This is a genomic window from Proteus sp. MB838, from assembly GCF_054767435.1.
In genome coordinates, this window is record NZ_BAABMO010000020.1 from 25,405 (window position 1) to 45,063 (window position 19,659).

The following is a 19,659-nucleotide window of genomic DNA, read 5'->3' on the forward strand; positions in this document are numbered from 1 at the left end:
TTAAATAAACCTCAAGTGCGTATTAATACTGATATTTTGGATAGTTACGATATAAAATGAAAAAAAAACGCCCCTCATTACAGGATGTTGCCGACCGTGTTGGTGTCACAAAAATGACAGTTAGTCGTTTTTTGCGTAATCCAGAACAAGTTTCCGAAGCATTACGAGTCAAAATCGCTCGTGAATTAGACAGCCTGAATTATATTCCTAATCGTGCACCTGATATTTTGTCGAATGCGACCAGCCATGCGATTGGCGTATTATTGCCTTCTCTTACTAACCAAGTGTTTGCGCAAGTTATTCGTGGTATTGAATCTGTGACGGATAAATATGGTTATCAAACCATGTTGGCGCACTATGGCTATCAAGCAGAAAAAGAAGAAGAGCGTCTTATTTCTCTGCTTTCTTATAATATTGATGGCTTGATCTTAGCGGAAAGAACACACACACCCAAAACGGTCAAAATGCTGGAAACGGCGGGTATTCCGGTGGTGGAAATTATGGATAGTGTTTCACCTTGTTTTGATTCGGCGGTAGGGTTAGACAATATTGAAGCCTCGCGAAAAATGGTCAGTGAAATGATCCATCGTGGTTGTAAACGAATTATCTATCTTGGGGCAAGACAAGATGAGCGAACATTAATGCGTTTACAAGGATATGAACAAGCGATGCAAGAAGCAGGCTTACCCATAGGTCATGTGATGACACCTAAAAGCTCTTCTTATTCGTTAGGTACAGAACTTTTACATGAGGCACGCAAGCAATATCCTGACTTAGATGGGCTCTATTGCACCAATGATGATATTGCGATAGGGGCTATTTTCGAATGTCAGCGTATGGGGATTGCGGTACCTGAGCAAATTGCTATTTCCGGTTTCCACGGTCATGATGTGGGACAAGTCATGACTCCACGGTTAGCCAGTATTTTTACGCCACGTGATGAAATGGGACAACAAGCGGCGGATTTATTACTAAAAAGAATGAAGGGTAAAATTGCTCGTGGGCAAGTGATTGATGTGGGATTCCGTATCATCACCGGTGAAAGTATTTAGTTATTCATTTGATTATTAAATTATTTTTTTCTTTGGTAGGGTTTTTTTATTGACCCTATTTTTGATTATAGAGTGATATATCCTAGCGTTTTTTTGCTTTGTAAAAATCAGTCGTTAACTTATCAATTACTTATGATTTTGTTGTAACTTTGTTGTTTTTCCACAATCTATTTGCGAGACGCTTCACACTTTCATTTCATAGTTTGTTTTGTAGGTTGTTTTTATCTTTCTGGATCGAGTAATGTTACCCGTAACAGTTACGGGTAACATTACAAAAAAGTTAATAACTGCCTAAAGGAGCAATATATGAAAGATACCCAATCCCTACACCATGTCTTTATCTTAATGGGGGTATCAGGCAGCGGTAAATCAGCGGTTGCAAATGGTGTAGCACAACGTATCGGTGCGGCATTTTTAGATGGCGATTTCCTTCATCCTCGTGCAAACATCACTAAAATGGCTTCAGGTCATGCTTTAAATGATGAAGATCGCAAACCTTGGTTACACGCTCTCAATGATGCTGCTTTTGCAATGCAAAGAACCAATAAAGTGTCATTAATCGTTTGTTCCGCATTAAAAAAACAGTATCGCGATATGTTAAGAGAAGGCAATCACTGCTTACATTTTCTCTATTTAAAAGGGGATTACGCGCTAATTGAAAGTCGTTTAAAAGAGCGTAAAGGTCACTTCTTTAAACCACAGATGTTGATTACTCAATTTGAAACATTAGAAGAGCCAACTAATGACGAACCTGATGTTTATGAAATAGATATTTCGCCATCTCTTGATACCGTGATTGAAAATGTCATCAACACTATAGAATCTGTTACTAAACCTATTACTGAGGAGAGTGCGGTATGAGTACATTAACACTGGTGCTAACTGCAGTTGGCTCCGTCCTATTATTGCTCTTCTTTGTAATGTATGCGCGTTTACACGCCTTTATTGCGTTAATGATTGTTGCTATTGGTGCTGGCATTTTCTCTGGTATGCCGTTAGAAAAAATCACGCAAACCATGCAAAACGGAATGGGGGGAACACTGGGTTTTCTCTCCATCGTGGTCGCCTTGGGGGTAATGTTTGGTAAAATTCTGCATGAAACGGGGGCATTAGACCAAATTGCGGTACGGCTACTGAAATCCTTTGGTGAAAAACGGGCTAACTATGCACTGGGTATTGCGGGTTTAGTTTGCGCATTACCTCTGTTTTTCGATGTCGCGGTGGTTTTACTGATCGGGGTGGTATTTGCTGTTGCCCGTCGTACGGGGGGAAATGTTGTTAAAATGGCGATCCCTCTCTTTGCCGGTGTTGCAGGGGCCGCCGCTTTCTTATTACCGGGGCCAACGCCTATGTTGCTTGCTGACCAGATGAATGCTGATTTTGGTTGGATGATCTTAATTGGTTTATGTGCAGCCATTCCAGGTATGTTATTAGCGGGGCCTATTTTTGGTAACTTTATTAGCCGTTATGTGACCTTAGAATTACCGAAAGATTTTGATGAGCCAAGCTTAGGACAAAGTAAAATGCCTTCTTTTGGCTTCAGTCTTGCATTGGTCTTATTACCATTAGTCTTGGTTGGATGTAAAACCATTGGTGCGCGTTTTGTTGAGCCTGACTCTCAGCTATTCAATATTCTTGAGTTTATTGGTCACCCCTTTATTGCCATCCTTGTGGCGTGTTTAGTGGCAATTTATGGCTTGGCTATTCGCCGTGGTATGAGCAAAGAAAAAGTCATGGAAGTATGCTCTGCGGCTATCCAACCTGCGGGGATCATCTTATTAGTCACGGGTGCTGGTGGCGTATTTAAACAGGTGCTGGTGGATTCAGGTGTGGGGCCAGCATTAGGGAATGCATTAATTGGTGCCGGTATGCCGATTGCTGTGGCTTGTTTTATTCTTGCAGGTGCAGTACGTGTTATTCAAGGCTCTGCGACTGTGGCTTGTTTAACTGCGGTTGGTTTAGTGTTACCGGTGATCAGTGAATTAGGTTATAGCGGTGCACAAATGGCGGCGTTATCGGTTTGTATTGCCGGTGGCTCTATTATTTTAAGCCATGTTAATGACTCTGGCTTCTGGTTATACGGTAAATTTACTGGTGCGACAGAAGGACAAACCTTAAAAACATGGTCATTAATGGAAACCATTTTAGGTACTACAGGCGCAGTGGTTGGAATGATTTTCTTTGCATTTTTATAAAAATGAGCTGTTCCTTTTTAACAAATGGCGCATCAATAGGTGCGCCATTTTTCATTGCTATAAATCACCATTAAATCTGATAGAAAATAGTTAACAACTGATTAATCTACAGGTCTTATTGTTTTGTGAACATGGTGAGGCTGATATTTTTATGGGTGATTATAATTCACTGTTTAAACAGCATACGGAGTGTAATATTCATACTATTACACTTATTCGTGATTCCATTTTGGCATCTAGTCAGAAATTACAAGAAAAGCTAGCATTGCTGGAAGAAATGGAACATCTCTTTAATGATATGCTTATCAATGCAGAATCATTAGTGGTCTTTTTTAATGAAATTGATGAGCATTTTACTCATAGTAATGAAGAAATTGAGAATTTTGCTAAATGGCTAAATAAAATAAAAGATAGCGCTAATAATATTGATAAACTGTCAAATCAAGCCAATATATTATCAATTAATTCAGCAATAGAGGCAGGACATATAGGTCATGCAGGTGCAGGATTTTCTGTATTAGCACAAGAGATGAAAAGCCTTTCACAAAAGATCCAAAATCAGGCCTCAGAAATAGCGTCTATCAACAATAATGTAAGTGCCCGCTTTACACCAATAAAACAAAATACTCAGAAAAATCAAGAACAACTGAAGCAAATAAAAAATCTTGTTACGGAAGGTCATGCTAATTTATCTGCGCTTGCTCAACAAGCCAATGATTTAAAAAATATCTTTCAGTTTATGTCGATACAACAATTTTTTAATACTGTGAAAATAGATCATGTTTTATGGAAAGAAGCGATTTATATTCACTTATTAAATAATGATGATGAAAATTGTGTTAATCAGCATACTGAATGTCGTTTAGGAAAATGGTACTACCAAGGTGAAGGACGCAAATTTGCCGGTAGTGAAGCTTTTCGTCGTTTAGAAGAGCCTCATAAATTGGTTCATCAAAGTGGGCGTCTTGCATTGGCGGCGAATATGGCCGGTGATCAGGATGCGGTAGTGAAGTATATTCAGCAAATGGAACAAGCGAGTGTTGATGTCATTAAATATATTGATGCTTTACATAATTAATAATGCGATGACAGAGAGTCTACATAACGAGAAAGGAGCTGAGGCTCCTTTTCGTTATAATAATATCTAACTTTTATTAATCAGCGCTGATAATTGGCTATAGAGAGTATTCGCACTACTTTCATACCCTTCACGAGAAAGATGGACGCCATCCGGCCTTGCAAGATCATAAATAGACCATGCTTTAATTGAGCACTCTCCTCCCATATAATCGCGCCAATCCCAGAATAATGTACGCTCTTGTTGAGCGACTTCCTTTTGGATACGAATAATATCGGTTAACCATTGGGGTTGCTGAGAGCGACAATCTGATGCGTCTTTATTCTTAATAGAATCCGACGGACCAATTAATAAAATGGCACTATTCGGGGCTTGCTGGCGGATTTGACGAATTTTTTCAACAAGCAGTTGTCGGTAAGCCACTAAATCAAACGTATCATTAAAGGCTTCATTAGTGCCATAAGCTAAAATCACCATATCGGGATGTAATTGGCCTAATGTTTTACTCCACTGTGCTCCCCATTTATCCATCATATTAATGGTTGCGCCGTTAATACCTAATGCGGATAACATCACCCCTGGCTTTTGGTTACTAATTAACCAACCGCCTAATTTTATCGGTTGGTTTTTACTAATCGTAATATTGATTGGGAAGGTGATCGTTGTGGGTTTAGAAAATTGCCATTCACCTTGTGTCTGTGAAAGTGAAAGTGTTTTACTGCCAGCGGATTGTAAATGGATTTGTGAAGCTGTAGGCGCCTTATATAACGCTTGTAATTGGTAACGCTGACCTGTTGTCGGATTTTCATTTAGTTGCAATGCTGACCATTTCGCGACTGGCTCAGCGATAAATCCCCCTAAGGGAAAATCAGGATCGCTTTCTTTGCGACTAGAAAGTAAATCCCACGCTTTTTTACTGCTTTGATATTGGATATTGGCAATACGTTGACCCGCAATAGCGGTGGGGGGAATAAAACCTATACCACCATTGCCATAATCAGCTTGAAAACGTTCACGTAGTTTACCACTGAAAAAATCTGCAGCGGTATGTGAATCACCCAACTGTACGATATGTACCCTTTGGCGCCGTTGCTTTAACTTTTGTGCAAAAGCGGCAAAGTTGGGATCATGGTAGTTGTAGAGTTGTCTTGAACCATCTGCAGGTAACACGCTAGGTGTTGATAGCGTAAGAGATTTATCTTTCTCTTGGTTACAAGCGACTAACAGCGAAACCAAAGCCAGTATAATCGAACGACTGACTAAGGTTCGAGGTTTAAGGATGTGCGTTAATTGTTTCATTTGGCGTGACCATATTTTTGTCTGTTACATCATCTGGCACATCATCAACTTTTTGCAGATGGATACGCGAGAATACCTGCTGAGCAATGATTTGTTGCCCTTTTAAACTAAAGTGAATACCGTCGCCTGCTCTTAGTTTCACGCGGCTGCTACCATCACCGATATAATCAGAATAAATATCTTTTTCATATTTAAACATATCATTGACAGAAAGGTAAATTTCTCCCGTTTTTTCTGCTTCTTCCCGGTAAAGTTGATTTAGATAAGCCATACCTTGAGATAATTTTTGCTTACGCATATTCGGAGGGCCAATCCAAATCACGCTCACATTATGTTGGCGTGCATTATCGATAATGCTGGCAATACGAGCGCGATATAAGGCGCCCCACGCTTCACTGGCAAATTTTAAATAACGTCCGCCACCATCTGGGGGCATGTCCCAAGGATCATTAGGCCCTAAAAAAACAACCAGTAACTTAATGGAATCATCGCTAGCTAACCGATTAGCAATAGTTTGAGGCCAATTAAAAAACTTAGGATAGGCTAATCCTGTGCTCTGTTTGCTCAAATCAATACTGCTTATATTATAATCTGTTTGCAATTGACGTTTTAATAAGGGGGCAACGCCTTGCATCATTGAATCTCCAGCAAACAGCACTTTGTCTTTGGGAGATAATATGACATCTGTTTTTTGCACAATAGGTTTTTGGGCTTCAGCAGCGGCTTTTGTCAGATCAATAGTTGATGTATTTGCTAATGTACCTTGTGCATATTGACGTTGTAGGAGTTGTGGAAACTGTTGTGTTAATTGCGAAGCGGGGCGAGTATAGCCATTGATAAAATGTAGCCCTACTGCAAATCCTTCTGGAAAGGCGGTTTGTTCTTGACGAGGCGTTATTGGTTTGGCCTGATTATCCGGGTGATTAACTCGCAAATAATCACTATAGCTTGTTACTGCGACAAATACGCCATCTCGCAACTGACCTCCCACTTGCCAAGCATAATATTGTGATAAACCCGACCAAGGGGCTGGGCGATGGTATTGTTGTTGCCAAAAGCGCTCTAATGATGTTTGGTTTAGCCAAATAAGAAATAGTGTGCTGAAGAGCACCATTAAAGCCACTTTTACGGTCTTTTTTAAATTTGAACTGAAATCAAAAGCTGGCATAAATAAATCCCGGAACCCCATCAGGAGACAACATAAATATAATTGTAAGGATCAACGCTAATGGTAGTGGATAAACATACCAAGGCACTTTTTTCTCAAGTCGCGCAATAATTGCCCTTAAAGTGACAAAACAAGGATAAAGTAAGAACAGTCCCCAGACAGAACATAAACAGGGTTAGCCCTTCGGCTTGTAGCGACTGCCAAGCACCTGCACTAAAGAGTTGTTGGATTAATATCCAAGCATCATTGACGGTTTGGCTGCGAAAAAAGATCCACGCAAAGCACACAAAATGGAAGGTAATTATCCAAGATAACAACATTTTTAATGATGCTAGCATGCTATTGGCGTCATGTTTGGCGGCGGGGAAAAGGCGGTGTTTGATATTTAATATCACCACACCAATACCATGAATGGCTCCCCAGATAATAAACGTCATAGCTGCGCCATGCCATAAACCAGAGATAACCATCGCGGCAAAGGCATTCACATTTTGTCGAATAACGCCCTTACGATTTCCCCCCAAAGGGATATAAACATAATCGCGAATAAACGTTGATAAACTTATATGCCAACGACGCCAAAAATCAGCAAGATTGATGGCTAAATAAGGTGCATTAAAGTTACGAGGGACAACAAAACCCAGTAATAGCGCAATACCTGTCACTAAATTGGTATAACCCGAGAAGTTAAAATAGATATGCCATGCATAAGCATAGGTCGCCACCAGTACTTGTCCGCTAGTGGCTAAATCAGGGGCATTAAAAATAGGATCGACATAATTTGTCGACAACCAACCACTTAACCAAAAGAGCTTAGCGATTGCTAATACAATCAGCATGATAGCCCCTTTATAGTCGATAATTTTACGGGTTGGTGCTTGAATTTGTGGTAAAAATTGTTTGGCACGATTAATCGGTCCCGCCACAATGCTTGGGAAAAAGCATAAGTAGAGCACGACATCAAGAAAAGGGGCTTTAGGGATCTCTTTGCGACACACTGAAACGACATAGCTAACAGAGTGGAAGATATAAAACGATAACCCTAATGGTGCCAGTAGTTCAATAATTGGCAATTCAACACTTAATCCCCACTGTGAGAATAGTTGTGTCAATGATTCTTGGAAAAATGAGTAATATTTAAAGGCAGTAAAATAGAGGGCAACTAACAGCCCCAGTAACCAATAGATCACTTTCGTTGATGTATAGCGGGTGAGTATATTGGCTAATGAGTAAATCAAAAGCGTATAGCTTAATAAGATAACAGCAGGACGGTAGTCGACATAGAATAGAAAAGCATAACTTACTATGATGAGTAAGATATTTTGGATCTTAACCTGCTTTTGGAAGAGCCAATAGATAATAAAAAAGCTCGTAAAGGCTCCGAGAAACTCGAATGAAAAAAAATTCATAAATGGCTCTAAGGGTGTGATTTAACAGTCATACCAAATGTGTTACTCCCTATATTATGAATTATTAGCTTGCTTTCAATCAAAAGATTATCTTGTGATAAATAAAAGCCACTTTTCAGATAAATGAAAAGTGGCTTTTGTTTGCTATGAATAGCTATTTAGGACTAACTTTCTCGTTTCGACTGTAACTGAACTTGCGTGATCAGCTTCTTATTTGAGTCGAACATTTCGGTCAGATAATCATTGTAACTTGAACCTAATTCTGAATAGCCTTTCAAGTCGGTGATTAACTGGCGTGGATCGAGTTGCTGTTGCGTCATTCTTTGCTGTGCTCTTGATGAGCGCAGTGAATTATAGGCGCGGTGCGTATTGAGATTACGCATATAAGCAATCACTGAGCCTTCAATATCCGGGTAGGCTGCATAGCCTTTGGTTTTCCCAGGGACATTATTGCAAGACCGGTTACCACATCGCATACCGAATAAGTTATTGTTTTGCTGTGCCAATTTTGATGTTCCCCAACCTGATTCTGTTGCGGCTTGCGTTGCGACAAAATGAGTCGGAATAATATCAACGCGAGCCAGTAACGAATCCCAATTCACTTTTTTGGGGCTGGTACATGTAACGCCATAGTATTGACAGATTTCACGCAGTTTTTTCAAATCTGCGCTGCCCCAGTGTTGGGCTTTACGTTGAGCGGTTAACCACTCACGATCTCTCAATATCTTATTATTAATGTTATCAATAATAGGAACTATGACATTTAAAAACGCTTTCTTACGCTGAGTTCCCGAGGGATATTTTTTCAAATCTGGCAACGAGGTTGTCGTGCTTTTGAATGTATCCGCCTGCAGCATTCGGGAACTGCCGGTACTGGTAGAGGCAAAACTCACACCAGTAAAGAGTAGTGAAATCAAGAAAGCGAAGACGGCACTTGTCCTCACCAATTGAGAGGGCATTGCTTCTCCTCGTTTAACTGGATAAAAATCGAACGAATACTAGCAAATTACTTTTTCTATAGCTACAAAATATCGCCTTACATTAGGATAACTACGAGTGCATTGTTAATAAAATGTATCTTATTTACTGGAACGCCTCGTTTTATAATCGCTTTTTTCTTTTAACAAAAAATGTGATTTTTGATTATTGTTCAGTTATTCTTATATAAATTAATGCTATTTAACTCAAATTTATCATAATTTAGCGTTTTTAATATGTCAATTTTGTTCAATATTTAGTCATTTTTGTTGTTTTTGGTCGAGTTTTTTGATCGATTTGGCGAGCTTTTTCTGCTAAATCAGCAAAATCCGCTTCTTTCCAATAAGTTTTAGGGACGGGTAAATTTGCCATCTGTTTAGTAGGCCAAAGCTGAAATTCTGCTAATTGTTTTAAAGAATAGCCTGCGTAAACATCGGGTAATGTCAGGTAATGAGGTGGAGTTGTCTCCCCAAAAGGCAATACCGGATAGCGTTTGTCAGCAAGATGATAATCACGCTTTAATACTAAAAATTTATCGGGTACCCGCTCTTGGCTATTCCACCATTGACCATCAATTAAATCAAACCACTGCTGGGTGGTCTGACGAGGTTGCGCCTCTAGTTGAGCGAGTGCTGAGGGAATAATACGCTGCATTGATTGGTTATAGTGCTCAAGGTTTGTGGCATCACCATTGAGGATCAGGGTAAGTGATAAGCGCGCCCCCATTAGGTTAGAGTAGAGATCTTCTGGTGAGAATGCGGAGATCCCTTCTGAAAATCCCGCTACAGAGCGATAACCGTACCACTGTGCAATCTCATGCCATACGGCAAGGCGATAAGCTAAACGCGCGGCAAGATAAGCACTTAAGGTATAACGTTGTCGATCACTACTAGGAGGAGTAAAGCGGTTAAAGTGAATTTTACGCTGTGCTAATTCGTCACTGAGTGTTAGCGTCCACTCTTGGCCTAATTTGGGATAGATATGGCTAAAGAGATAATAAGTATAATCTGCGGTATCACGAATATGGGCGATATCAAGAAAGCCCCCTTTATGTGAATAGACTATGCCCGACTTTTCACTGCCTATGCCTAATACTGCGGCAGTTCCCAGCCAAAAGTTATCGTTATAGCGATGATCACCTAAAGTAGATGCTTCAACAATATTATCGATACGATAAAAAGGAATAGGTATTCCCCATGCTTTGACTTTTAAATTATAGCCAAAAGCACAGCAAGGCCTTAATCCATTAGGCGCATCAAGTGCGGGGGGCGTTTGCCAAACTTGTGAGGCTTCTTCTTGAGTTTCACTTTCCAGATGAGCGGCAATGGTTTCAGACACAGATGAGGTAGTGCATCCTGAAATGATCAATATGAAGATGATATTAAAAATAGCCAAACGCGTTAACATCAAAATGCCTCACCCACTTGGAAATAAAATCCGGTGCTCTCTTTACCGACACCAAAATCGAGGCGTACATTCATGCGTGGTTTAAATTCAAAACGATAACCAATACCAACACTGGGTAGCCAATGTCCTTTACCGAGATCACGTGCTTGATTACTCAATGTGCCACCTCCGGCCCATAATGCAATACCATGACGCCAACTAAGTTTTTGCCGATACTCTATCTGACTAGAAAAAACATGATTATCTTGATAACGCCCTTCATAATAGCCACGCATCTGATGGCCGTTGCTTAATTTAGACAGTTGCGTCCATGGTACATCTCCTGAGGTAAAGCGAGCATAGCTATCAAAGGCGAGTACCGCATCTTCGGTTAATGGATAATAATAGTTGTACTGCATTTGGGTTGCATTAAAACGGTTATTACTACCGGTATCCGATGAATAATGAGTATAGCTAATATCAAAGGCTTGGCCTTGGCGAGCGTTAGGCAAAAAATCGCGACTGTCGTAGGTAAAGCGCACACTTAATCCTGAACTGGTAGAGCGTAATGGCAAATGACGTTTGCTCATATAGGCTTTAAACTCATCATCAGGTGCTGCTGCTTGTAAGTTAGCGTAATCCCAACCTAAGCCAATATAGGTGTTTTTGGTAATTTGACGTAGCAATGTCGGCGTTAAATGTAGCTCTTGTGAACGATATTGTGCAAAGTTCTTTTTAACTCGTCCTTCATGATAGCCTTGTCCCCAAAAGTTGGTCGGCACATTATTTAATGCCCCAGTAAGGTAAAAGCGCCATGTATCATCAGCAAGGTAAGTATAGTTACTAAAAGTCATACCAAAAGCCCCGGTTGATGAACCAAAGCCACTTAATGACAGTGATGAAATTTTACTGTCGGGACGACTATCTGCTTGATAAAGCCCAACAACGGCGATCCCAAGCCCCAACTCTAATTCAGGGGTATAGAAAGGCCCGGGTAAAACGCCCCAGTCGATGGTTTTACTGCGATCAAAATTATTGCTCCCTCCTAGTTGATTTAACCATTGGTCGATTTGTTGTCTATCAGGAAAGAGTTGGGCATTCGCTGTGTGTGAAATAAATAGGCTGGCAAAGGCCAGCCCATAAATAAAAGATGTTTTAACCATTAAAAACGGAACTCACCAGAAACAAAGAAACTATTACGATTATTAAAGCCCACTTCGGTGATCACATTAAAGTTACGGGTGACTTCTAAACGAGCCCCTACCGTTTGGTTTCATTTATGAGCAAGATGTTGTTCAACGTCGAATTTCATATCAGGATCGTTCATTAAGGCGATCATGCCAGCAAACGCTGGGGGAAGATTTAAATTATTGATATTACCTTTAAACCGTTGGGTAATATCTTGATACATGGCACCTGTCCACACTTGTAGCTTGGTATTACCTTGGCCGGCGATTAAAGGTTGAAAAACAAATTCATAGCCAACACGAGGTGAAATGACTAAGGCTTTAATATCCCCATCGAGAATATCAAGATTAGTTTTGGTGTAGTTTAAGTCAAAAGTACCAAAAAATTGATTATAGCCACCGGCTAAAGTAAAACCTGCGCCATAAGTATCACCTTTAAAATCGAGGTTAAAAGGCATACCTTCTATAAAATTTAATGGAAAACCACCAAAACTACCACCTTTAAGTGTTGTTTTTGATTTACCTTTAGTTCGCCCATATAAACCATACACATTCATAAAAGGGAAAACCCAGCTATCGAGTTTTAGCATATGGGTTTCACTTTTTTCACGAGTATGTCCTGCTTCTATTTTTAGAGCATTCGCTGTTTCTGGATTTTTCGGCATAATAAACCCAATTTTATCCACAACAATATCTTGACGTAGATTCATATAGCTATAGCTTGCACCAAATGGCTCTGGTAAATCATAACCTCGGGCGCGAGCTTCATCACCCCAGATAGGTAATACGCGAGATTGGCTTGCAGGAGTACGGGTATCTAACGAACCTTCGCTATTTAACGCAGTGCCGCCGGATTGGCTTACACTTAAAGAGAGCAGAGGGCGATCGCTATCCGCATAAGAAAAGCCAGTAGCAAGAAGAGAGGCAGCAAACATTACCTTATTAAAATGAGAAAAGTTCATATATAACCCACAAAAATAAAAAATAACCAAATAGTAAGTAAAAGAGTAGCGCGAAATTTTAGTCTTTTTCTTATATATGGTCACCAGCTATAAGTGCTAATTGCAGATAAAAATGCTTAGCAATATGTATTATCACGGTATTATCTAAGTGTTTTTAACTAATAATCATCTTTATCTTCAGTTATTCTTAATAAAAGCAGATGATTTTATGGTGATAAATAACGGGGTTTACCAAGCGTGATTGTACTATTTTTGTACAGCTATTGATAAGTTCCGATTAATTGGTCGCATTGATAAGTAACTGCGATAAGATATGTAGGATACCAAACTGGGGTGCAATAACATTAAGGAGTTGCGATGACTTATGATGAATTATACCAATACGCTATATTTATGTTGTCGCGTCGTGATTATGGCACCACTGAGCTAAAACGCCGTTTAGCACGAAGGATCAACGAAGTCGATAAAGCTAAACAGAGCACAACCGATGAAAGATGTTTAGAGCAAGTGATCGAGCGATTATTAGAAGGCCAATATCTGGATGATAATCGCACGGTATATGCTTTTTTTCGTCGTTATTTAAGTAAATCTTATGGCCCGCTGCGTATTCGCCAAGAGTTACGGCAAAAAGGCTTTCCTAGTGAAATTATTGAACGGGTACTAGAAGAAACAGAAACTGATTGGTATGCACTTTGCCAAGATCTTAAAGAGAAAAAATTTGGCACAGGTAAACCCAAAGATTTTAAAGAGAGAGCCAAACAAATTCGCTATCTCCAATATCGAGGGTTTACTTCTGATTATATCAATGCGTTATTTTAATTGATTAACGAAGTGCCATGGCATATTTATCATCAAACTAATTTTTATAAAGAATAGTTAATTTAAGTGAAATGTTAATTTAAAACTATTCTTTAATAATAAACTTATTTTATATACTCTTGTTTATATTTTTATTATTTCAATAGTTAATCATCATCTAATAAATATTAAATGACTGTTTTAGTCTCCTTTTAATATTAAATTAAATGACGATATTGGTCACAGATTTTAATAAATATATATTTAATTATCTATTTTTGACTAATATCTAATGTGATTGACATAATCATTATATTTTAAAAAATTTAATTATTATTGAGGGTTTATTATGAAGAAAAATAAACTTATGCTATTTACTGCAACATTATTATTATCATCTGCAGGTATTATTTCAACAGCATCAGCTGATGTTACATTAAAGCATGGCTATATTGATATCCCACCCAGCAGAGCTTTTCTTTGTTCATCCAAAGGGGGGAATTTAAATAAAAATTGTGGTCCGATACAGTATGAACCGCAATCCATTGAAGGGGATAAAGGATTCCCTAAAGGTGGTCCTGCAGATGGTGAAATTGCCAGTGGTGGAAAGGCAACTTTTTCTGCTTTAAATGCACAAAGTGCAGATCGCTGGCATAAAGTGGCAATGAAAAGTGGCGAAAATACTTTTAAGTGGACATTAACTGCAAAACATAGCACTGAATCATGGCGCTTCTTTATTACAAAACCAGGGTGGGATGTTAATAAACCATTGACCCGTGCTGATTTTGATTTAACACCTTTTTGCCAACGAAATGATAATGGGAAAATACCCACAGAAACCGTAACATTAAATTGTAATATACCAGAACGTTCTGGTTATCAAATTATTTTAGGTGTTTGGGATATTGCTGATACGGGTAATGCTTTTTATCAAGTTATTGATGCTGAATTTAAAAAATAACTCGCTATATTTTATTTAAATAATTATTTTAGTCATGCTATTAATCTTAATACTATTAAGATCGAGGCTATACTTAATAGCAAAAAATTATATTAATGATAAGGATTAAATAAATATAACGGTTATTTTTTGTTTAATTGTTAGCGCCGTGAAAATGGCGCTATTTTCATCTGTTCTACTAGAAATTCTTCGCTCACAATGCTACTTTCTAATCTATACCTATAATTATTTAGCTTAAAACCAACATCATTGAGGCGCGATTATGGAAATCTATTTAGATACCGCAGATATTGAAGAAGTGAGAAAACTTTCACAAGTGCTTCCTATTGCTGGTGTCACTACCAATCCTTCTATTATTGCTCAATCAGCGCAGCCCATTGAAACGCTATTACCTGAATTAAAAGCCGCTATGGGCGGTAAGGGGCGGGTATTTGCGCAGGTAATTGCCCGTGATATCGATACCATGATTGAAGAAGCATTGCGCATTGGTAATATTGCCGATAATACTGTGATTAAAATTCCCGTCACTGAAGCTGGCTTGGTTGCTATTAAACAATTAAAGCAAAAAAATATGTTGGTGTTGGGGACTGCTATTTACAGTGTGTCTCAAGGGTTGATGGCGGCGTTAGCAGGGGCTGATTATATCGCTCCTTATGTGCATCGTATGGATAGACAAGGCTCTGATGGTGTGAGAGTAGTAAGAGAGTTGCAAACGCTGATTTCCATGCATAATTTACCCACTAAAATACTGGCAGCTAGTTTTAAAACACCACGCCAAGTGGTTGATTGTCTGTTGTCTGGCGCTTCGGCAGTAACACTTCCGATAGAGCTTGCCTACTCTATTATCCGTTCACCCGTAGTCGATGATGCGATTAATAAATTTACTGATGATTGGTCATTAGCCTTTAATCGCCAATCATTGTAATGATTTTATTGTGTTTGTTATTTGGCGCTATTTAATGTTAATGGCGCCAATAAAATAATAATCATAGGTAAAATAAATATTATTCTTATTCAATTTTTCTGTCTATATTAAATAAAAACTCTACTGATGAATTAGACTATTTAAAAAGAATAGAATGCTGAGCATTGTACTATATTGTAGAAATATTATCTGATTAAATTGCGCAATAATAATTTATTATATCGACTTGTGTTTTTAAAGTAAGATTATTCTCTGCTAAATTATCGTATACGCGGATAAGGTGTAATTTAATCAATTATTGATTTATATCTAACAATAAGTTGCCTTTGTGGTAATCTAAAAATAAATCTATTACTATAACCTTAGCATTTTAATGGATTAATAATATAATATTTTTATGCTATTTTGTTGTTTATAAACACTTTTATCATGTTCTTTTATTCTTTTTGTCCGTTCTTACTGTAAACTCAGTAAGTTGATTTTATTTATTTTTATTAGTGTTATTTTATATTTAATAACAACAAAATAAATTGTAATTAATGTGTTAATTAAAGAGTTTGGTTGTTAATGATATACAAAATATTATTTATTTTTAAATAACTAACTGAATGAATTAACAGGGAAAGCCGATACTCCGCGGTTAAATAAAATTAACATATAGTTATTATCTTTATTTAGAGATAAATAAACTTTGATTTGTAATATTGTTGGAGTAAATATGTGTGAAGAAGACATAAATAAACCACTCTATTTGTTAATTGCAGACTGGGTTCAAGAGCAACAACGCTGGGTGAGTGCGAAAGAGATCGCTAAAAATTTTGATATCCCCCAATGTAATGCGATTAATATCGTTTCTTATATTCTTTCTGATGTAAAAGAGATTGAGTGTGAAACCAAAAGCGTTCCTAATCAATTGGAAGGAAGAGGGTGCCAATGCCAACGGATGATCAAAGTCAGTCATATTGATCCTGCTCTTTATTCTCGTTTAAAAGGTCATACGCAAAGTAAAAGTCGTTTAAGCGCCCCAGAGAAATTAGCAGCTATGATCCCCTATGGGCTGAATCACCAACAAAAATGGCAATGGATGTTGTCAAAATCACAACGGCGTTAATTGATAGCCGAGTGTTAAAATAAAGCAATACGACAGGCGTTTGTTGTGCCTGTCGCTGTTGGCTTATTGACCTTTAGGTTTTACCTCTGTCGTGCCCCTTAAACGAGGACGATTAGCTTCAGGGGCTGTTAATGGTGTCGTTTCAACTAAGCCTTGACGACAACGAACAGTGAGATCTTGATATTCACGAGTATTCATACGTTTCCACTGCATATCTTGGTCGCTAATATCACGTACATGTTTTGCTGGGCTTCCCATTAACATTTGTCGCGCCTGTCCTTGAAAGCCCGCTTTCACAAAGCTCATGGCGGCAACAATACTTTCCTCACCAATGATCGCACCATCCATAATCACGCTATTCATACCGACTAGGCTATCACGACCGATAATACAACTGTGAAGAATAGCACCATGACCAATATGACCATTTTCTTGCACAATGGTATCCATATCCGTATAACCATGCATAACACAGCCATCTTGAAGATTTGCACCTGCTTCAACAATTAAACGGCCATAATCACCCCGTAATGAAGCCAAAGGGCCAATATAAACACCAGCACCAATAATGACATCGCCAATTAGTACTGCTGATGGGTGAATGTAAGCTGTTGGATGAACAACAGGAATAACACCTTCAAATGCATAGATACTCATCAGTTTTCCTCTTAGTTGTATTATCAATTCAAGTGATAATTACCGTCCTTTCCATTCAGGTGGGCGTTTTTCGGCAAAGGCTAGCGGGCCTTCGAGTGCATCTTCTGAATGTAAAACACTTGGGTAATATTTTAGAACACCACTGCGCATTAATTTGTAGCCTTCTTCAATCGAAAGCTCGCTAGTGGCACGGTAGATCTCTTTTAATGCAGCGACTGCAAGTGGCGCACTGTTGGCGATTTGATCGGCTAATTCACGGGCGCTATCCATCAGTTCAGCCGCACTGACAACGCGGTTAGCAATGCCCCAGCGTAGCGCCTCTTGTGCATTCATACGACGGCCCGTCATGAGCATTTCATTGACAATTGCAGGAGGTAAGCGTTTAGGTAAACGTAAAACACCGCCACTGTCTGGGACAATACCTAATTGTGCTTCTGGCAAGGCAAAAGAAGCATTGTCTGAACAAATTATCATGTCGGCTGCCAGTGCTAATTCAAAGCCACCCCCAAAAGCATAGCCGTTAATGGCAGCAATGACAGGTTTATTAAGATCAAATAATTCCGTTAAGCCCGCAAAGCCACCAGCACCAAAGTCTGCATCAGGGGCTTCTCCTTCAGCTGCGGCTTTCAAATCCCAGCCGGCACAAAAGAATCGTTCGCCAGCACCTGTAATAATGGCAACGCGTAAACTAGGATCATCGCGAAAACGCATAAATACCTCACCCATTTCATGGCTGGTTTTGGCATCAATTGCATTGGCTTTCGGTCTATCTAATATAATTTCAAGCACTGAACCACGTGTTGTTAGATGTAATGATTGGCTCATGTCATATTCCTTTTTCAATAAAAATAAGCAGTTATAATTAACTGTCACGAAAACCCACTTATGGCTTATTTCAAATGCTTTTTGATCACTTTGCCTGAGCAATTACGTGGTAACCCCTGTTTAAACTCAACGGCGGAAGGCACTTTAAATTTCGCCATATTCTGTTCACAAAAGGCGAAAAAGGCTTCTTCACTTAACGTTTCACCGTCAACCAGTACCACAAAAGCTTTAATGGCTTCATCGCGAATATCATCAGGTACACCAATTACTGCTACATCTTGGATTTTAGGATGTGATGCGATGATATTTTCAATTTCAATGCAAGAGACGTTTTCACCACCGCGTTTGATCATGTTGCAACTGCGATCAACAAAATAGAAAAAGCCTTCGTCATCTCGATAACCATAGTCACCTGTGTGTAACCAACCATCAGGCTCTAGCGCTTTTTCTGTTGCATCGGGGCGATTGTAATACTCTTTAAATAAGGTTTTTCCCGCTTCACCTTTGACGCAGATCTCACCGACTACACCGTTAGGAACTTGCTGATTTTGTTTGTCGCGAATTTGCGCTTGATAACAAAATCCCGGTCTACCAATAGATGGCCAGCGGCGTTTATCGCCAGGTCTGTCACCGATTAAGCCAACAATGGTTTCTGTCATGCCGTAAGAGGTGAGTAATCGCACATTAAAGCGTTCAATAAAGGCATCTTTCTCTTCATCTGCAAGATTGAGGTAAAACATCACTTCGCGCAGTTTATGTTGCTTTTCATCTGGTGAGATTGGTTGTGCCATTAAGGTGCGCATCATCATGGGTATGCATTCTGTTACCGTTGCTTGGTATTTGAGGATTTGCTTCCAGAAGGCTCTTGCACTGTATTTTTCTAGTAGTACAAATGTGGCACCGACAGAAAAAGCAGGAAGTGATGCGGTACACTGGCAATCGATATGAAAAGCAGGCATGACGGTAAGATAGATATCATCTTCCCGTAAGGCGTTCTGCCATGAGGAGTAGTAGCCAGCAAAACGTAAATTATAATGCGTAATAACTACTCCTTTGGGTTGTGAAGTAGTTCCTGAGGTAAAAAGGATTTCAGCCGTGTCATCCACACTTAATGGGGTGTGATGATTAAGCGTAACGGGATGCTTGGCTTTTTCACTTAAAAAATCAACAACCCCTTGTTCAGTAGGGAGACCGTTTTCTGTTATTAAAAACAGTTGCGTTAAAGGAGAGTGCTTATCGTGCAACATCGGTTGGTAAATTGGAGAGAAATTATCACTTGTTACCACAAAGTGTGCTTGGCAATGGTTAATGATCCAAGCACTCTCTTCATACATAAAGCGGGCATTAATGGGCACCATAATAGCGCCAATTTTTGCCAGTCCAAACCAGCAAAAGAAAAATTCTGGGCAGTTATCAAGATGTAAGGCAACATGGTCGCCTTTTTTTATACCACAGGCATGAAAAAGATTTGCGGCTCTGTTGATCTCTTCATTTAATTCACTGTAACTAAATTGTCTGACTTTCCCTTGTGCAGATTCAAAAATTAGCGCTGTTTTTTTATCATAAACTTCAGCTAAATCATCCCACATTTGCCGTAAGTGTTGTCTGCCAATCACATCCATTAAACTGTTATCCCATGCTTTTGCCGTAAGCTCAGGTATTGTGGGA

The 19,659-nt window shown here is 39.1% G+C and carries 16 protein-coding genes and 2 pseudogenes; 8 read left to right on the forward strand and 10 right to left on the reverse strand.

Annotation, left to right across the window (positions count from 1 at the left end):
- Nucleotides 1-56 precede the first annotated feature (56 nt).
- From gntR to ACYUCW_RS10330, 4 genes are all read left to right on the forward strand, one after another.
- Nucleotides 57-1,052 (forward strand): gluconate operon transcriptional repressor GntR, encoded by a 996-nt coding sequence (gntR, locus tag ACYUCW_RS10315; RefSeq protein WP_004250141.1) that lies wholly within the window; start codon nucleotides 57-59, stop codon nucleotides 1,050-1,052.
- 306 nt (nucleotides 1,053-1,358) lie between these two features.
- Nucleotides 1,359-1,913 carry a gluconokinase gene (gntK, locus tag ACYUCW_RS10320; RefSeq protein ID WP_071425256.1) on the forward strand — a complete coding sequence of 185 codons (555 nt, stop codon included), beginning with the start codon at nucleotides 1,359-1,361 and terminating at the stop codon, nucleotides 1,911-1,913.
- Entirely contained in the window at nucleotides 1,910-3,247 is a 1,338-nt protein-coding gene (gntU, locus tag ACYUCW_RS10325) for a gluconate transporter (protein WP_460408540.1), read from the forward strand. Before gntK ends, gntU begins: the two co-directional genes overlap by 4 nt.
- Nucleotides 3,248-3,398: 151 nt before the next feature.
- Complete coding sequence (locus tag ACYUCW_RS10330; RefSeq protein ID WP_004249221.1) at nucleotides 3,399-4,325, forward strand: methyl-accepting chemotaxis protein; 927 nt, start codon at nucleotides 3,399-3,401, stop codon at nucleotides 4,323-4,325.
- Between the two features lie 66 nt (nucleotides 4,326-4,391).
- Here ACYUCW_RS10330 and ACYUCW_RS10335 read toward each other — a convergent pair whose 3' ends face one another.
- The 7 genes and pseudogenes from ACYUCW_RS10335 to ACYUCW_RS10365 all read right to left on the reverse strand — a co-directional run bounded on the left by ACYUCW_RS10335 (nucleotide 4,392) and on the right by ACYUCW_RS10365 (nucleotide 12,714).
- A complete protein-coding gene (locus ACYUCW_RS10335) occupies nucleotides 4,392-5,624 on the reverse strand; it encodes an SGNH/GDSL hydrolase family protein (RefSeq protein ID WP_004249223.1) in 1,233 nt (410 codons plus the stop codon).
- A complete protein-coding gene (locus ACYUCW_RS10340; RefSeq protein WP_036907344.1) occupies nucleotides 5,599-6,792 on the reverse strand; it encodes an SGNH/GDSL hydrolase family protein in 1,194 nt (397 codons plus the stop codon). Before ACYUCW_RS10340 ends, ACYUCW_RS10335 begins: the two co-directional genes overlap by 26 nt.
- Nucleotides 6,779-8,201, reverse strand: a pseudogene (locus tag ACYUCW_RS10345) (MBOAT family O-acyltransferase). The gene ACYUCW_RS10340 and the pseudogene ACYUCW_RS10345 overlap by 14 nt, the downstream one beginning before the upstream one ends.
- A gap of 164 nt (nucleotides 8,202-8,365) precedes the next feature.
- Nucleotides 8,366-9,160: a protein bax gene (locus ACYUCW_RS10350; RefSeq protein WP_460408542.1), complete on the reverse strand. Its 795-nt coding sequence runs from the start codon at nucleotides 9,158-9,160 to the stop codon at nucleotides 8,366-8,368.
- Between the two features lie 268 nt (nucleotides 9,161-9,428).
- Nucleotides 9,429-10,586 carry a DUF4056 domain-containing protein gene (locus ACYUCW_RS10355; RefSeq protein ID WP_460408544.1) on the reverse strand — a complete coding sequence of 386 codons (1,158 nt, stop codon included), beginning with the start codon at nucleotides 10,584-10,586 and terminating at the stop codon, nucleotides 9,429-9,431.
- The gene (locus ACYUCW_RS10360) at nucleotides 10,586-11,728 is read right to left on the reverse strand and encodes a BamA/TamA family outer membrane protein (RefSeq protein WP_004245803.1); all 1,143 of its coding nucleotides are present in this window, start codon (nucleotides 11,726-11,728) and stop codon (nucleotides 10,586-10,588) included. Before ACYUCW_RS10360 ends, ACYUCW_RS10355 begins: the two co-directional genes overlap by 1 nt.
- Nucleotides 11,728-12,714, reverse strand: a pseudogene (locus ACYUCW_RS10365) (hypothetical protein). Before ACYUCW_RS10365 ends, ACYUCW_RS10360 begins: the two are co-directional and overlap by 1 nt.
- 357 nt (nucleotides 12,715-13,071) lie before the next feature.
- Between ACYUCW_RS10365 and ACYUCW_RS10370 the strand changes: the two are divergent.
- The 4 genes from ACYUCW_RS10370 (at nucleotide 13,072) to caiF (ending at nucleotide 16,509) form a co-directional block, all read left to right on the forward strand.
- Nucleotides 13,072-13,533, forward strand: coding sequence for a regulatory protein RecX (locus ACYUCW_RS10370; RefSeq protein ID WP_004249228.1), 462 nt, complete (start codon nucleotides 13,072-13,074; stop codon nucleotides 13,531-13,533).
- A 328-nt stretch (nucleotides 13,534-13,861) separates the two neighbouring features.
- A complete protein-coding gene (locus ACYUCW_RS10375) occupies nucleotides 13,862-14,473 on the forward strand; it encodes a lytic polysaccharide monooxygenase (protein WP_004250149.1) in 612 nt (203 codons plus the stop codon).
- A gap of 262 nt (nucleotides 14,474-14,735) precedes the next feature.
- Entirely contained in the window at nucleotides 14,736-15,398 is a 663-nt protein-coding gene (gene fsa, locus ACYUCW_RS10380) for a fructose-6-phosphate aldolase (RefSeq protein WP_004245799.1), read from the forward strand.
- A gap of 718 nt (nucleotides 15,399-16,116) precedes the next feature.
- Nucleotides 16,117-16,509: a carnitine metabolism transcriptional regulator CaiF gene (gene caiF / locus ACYUCW_RS10385; RefSeq protein ID WP_460408546.1), complete on the forward strand. Its 393-nt coding sequence runs from the start codon at nucleotides 16,117-16,119 to the stop codon at nucleotides 16,507-16,509.
- A gap of 63 nt (nucleotides 16,510-16,572) precedes the next feature.
- Here the strand turns inward: caiF and caiE are convergent, their stop codons facing one another.
- The 3 genes from caiE to caiC form a co-directional block, all read right to left on the reverse strand.
- Entirely contained in the window at nucleotides 16,573-17,166 is a 594-nt protein-coding gene (gene caiE / locus ACYUCW_RS10390; protein ID WP_004250152.1) for a carnitine operon protein CaiE, read from the reverse strand.
- Between the two features lie 39 nt (nucleotides 17,167-17,205).
- Nucleotides 17,206-17,991, reverse strand: coding sequence for a crotonobetainyl-CoA hydratase (gene caiD / locus ACYUCW_RS10395; protein WP_004250153.1), 786 nt, complete (start codon nucleotides 17,989-17,991; stop codon nucleotides 17,206-17,208).
- A 65-nt stretch (nucleotides 17,992-18,056) separates the two neighbouring features.
- Entirely contained in the window at nucleotides 18,057-19,613 is a 1,557-nt protein-coding gene (caiC, locus tag ACYUCW_RS10400; protein ID WP_163748452.1) for a crotonobetaine/carnitine-CoA ligase, read from the reverse strand.
- Nucleotides 19,614-19,659: the final 46 nt, after the last annotated feature.

Bases quoted from the DNA above. Each gene is read 5' to 3' on its own strand.
- caiF (WP_460408546.1), top strand. From the start codon at position 16,117: ATGTGTGAAGAAGACATAAATAAACCACTCTATTTGTTAATTGCAGAC.
- caiC (WP_163748452.1), bottom strand. From the start codon at position 19,613: ATGGATGTGATTGGCAGACAACACTTACGGCAAATGTGGGATGATTTA.
- ACYUCW_RS10360 (WP_004245803.1), bottom strand. From the start codon at position 11,728: ATGGTTAAAACATCTTTTATTTATGGGCTGGCCTTTGCCAGCCTATTT.
- ACYUCW_RS10330 (WP_004249221.1), top strand. From the start codon at position 3,399: ATGGGTGATTATAATTCACTGTTTAAACAGCATACGGAGTGTAATATT.
- gntU (WP_460408540.1), top strand. From the start codon at position 1,910: ATGAGTACATTAACACTGGTGCTAACTGCAGTTGGCTCCGTCCTATTA.
- ACYUCW_RS10350 (WP_460408542.1), bottom strand. From the start codon at position 9,160: ATGCCCTCTCAATTGGTGAGGACAAGTGCCGTCTTCGCTTTCTTGATT.
- caiE (WP_004250152.1), bottom strand. From the start codon at position 17,166: ATGAGTATCTATGCATTTGAAGGTGTTATTCCTGTTGTTCATCCAACA.
- ACYUCW_RS10335 (WP_004249223.1), bottom strand. From the start codon at position 5,624: ATGAAACAATTAACGCACATCCTTAAACCTCGAACCTTAGTCAGTCGT.
- gntK (WP_071425256.1), top strand. From the start codon at position 1,359: ATGAAAGATACCCAATCCCTACACCATGTCTTTATCTTAATGGGGGTA.
- fsa (WP_004245799.1), top strand. From the start codon at position 14,736: ATGGAAATCTATTTAGATACCGCAGATATTGAAGAAGTGAGAAAACTT.
- ACYUCW_RS10370 (WP_004249228.1), top strand. From the start codon at position 13,072: ATGACTTATGATGAATTATACCAATACGCTATATTTATGTTGTCGCGT.
- gntR (WP_004250141.1), top strand. From the start codon at position 57: ATGAAAAAAAAACGCCCCTCATTACAGGATGTTGCCGACCGTGTTGGT.
- ACYUCW_RS10375 (WP_004250149.1), top strand. From the start codon at position 13,862: ATGAAGAAAAATAAACTTATGCTATTTACTGCAACATTATTATTATCA.
- ACYUCW_RS10340 (WP_036907344.1), bottom strand. From the start codon at position 6,792: ATGCCAGCTTTTGATTTCAGTTCAAATTTAAAAAAGACCGTAAAAGTG.
- caiD (WP_004250153.1), bottom strand. From the start codon at position 17,991: ATGAGCCAATCATTACATCTAACAACACGTGGTTCAGTGCTTGAAATT.
- ACYUCW_RS10355 (WP_460408544.1), bottom strand. From the start codon at position 10,586: ATGTTAACGCGTTTGGCTATTTTTAATATCATCTTCATATTGATCATT.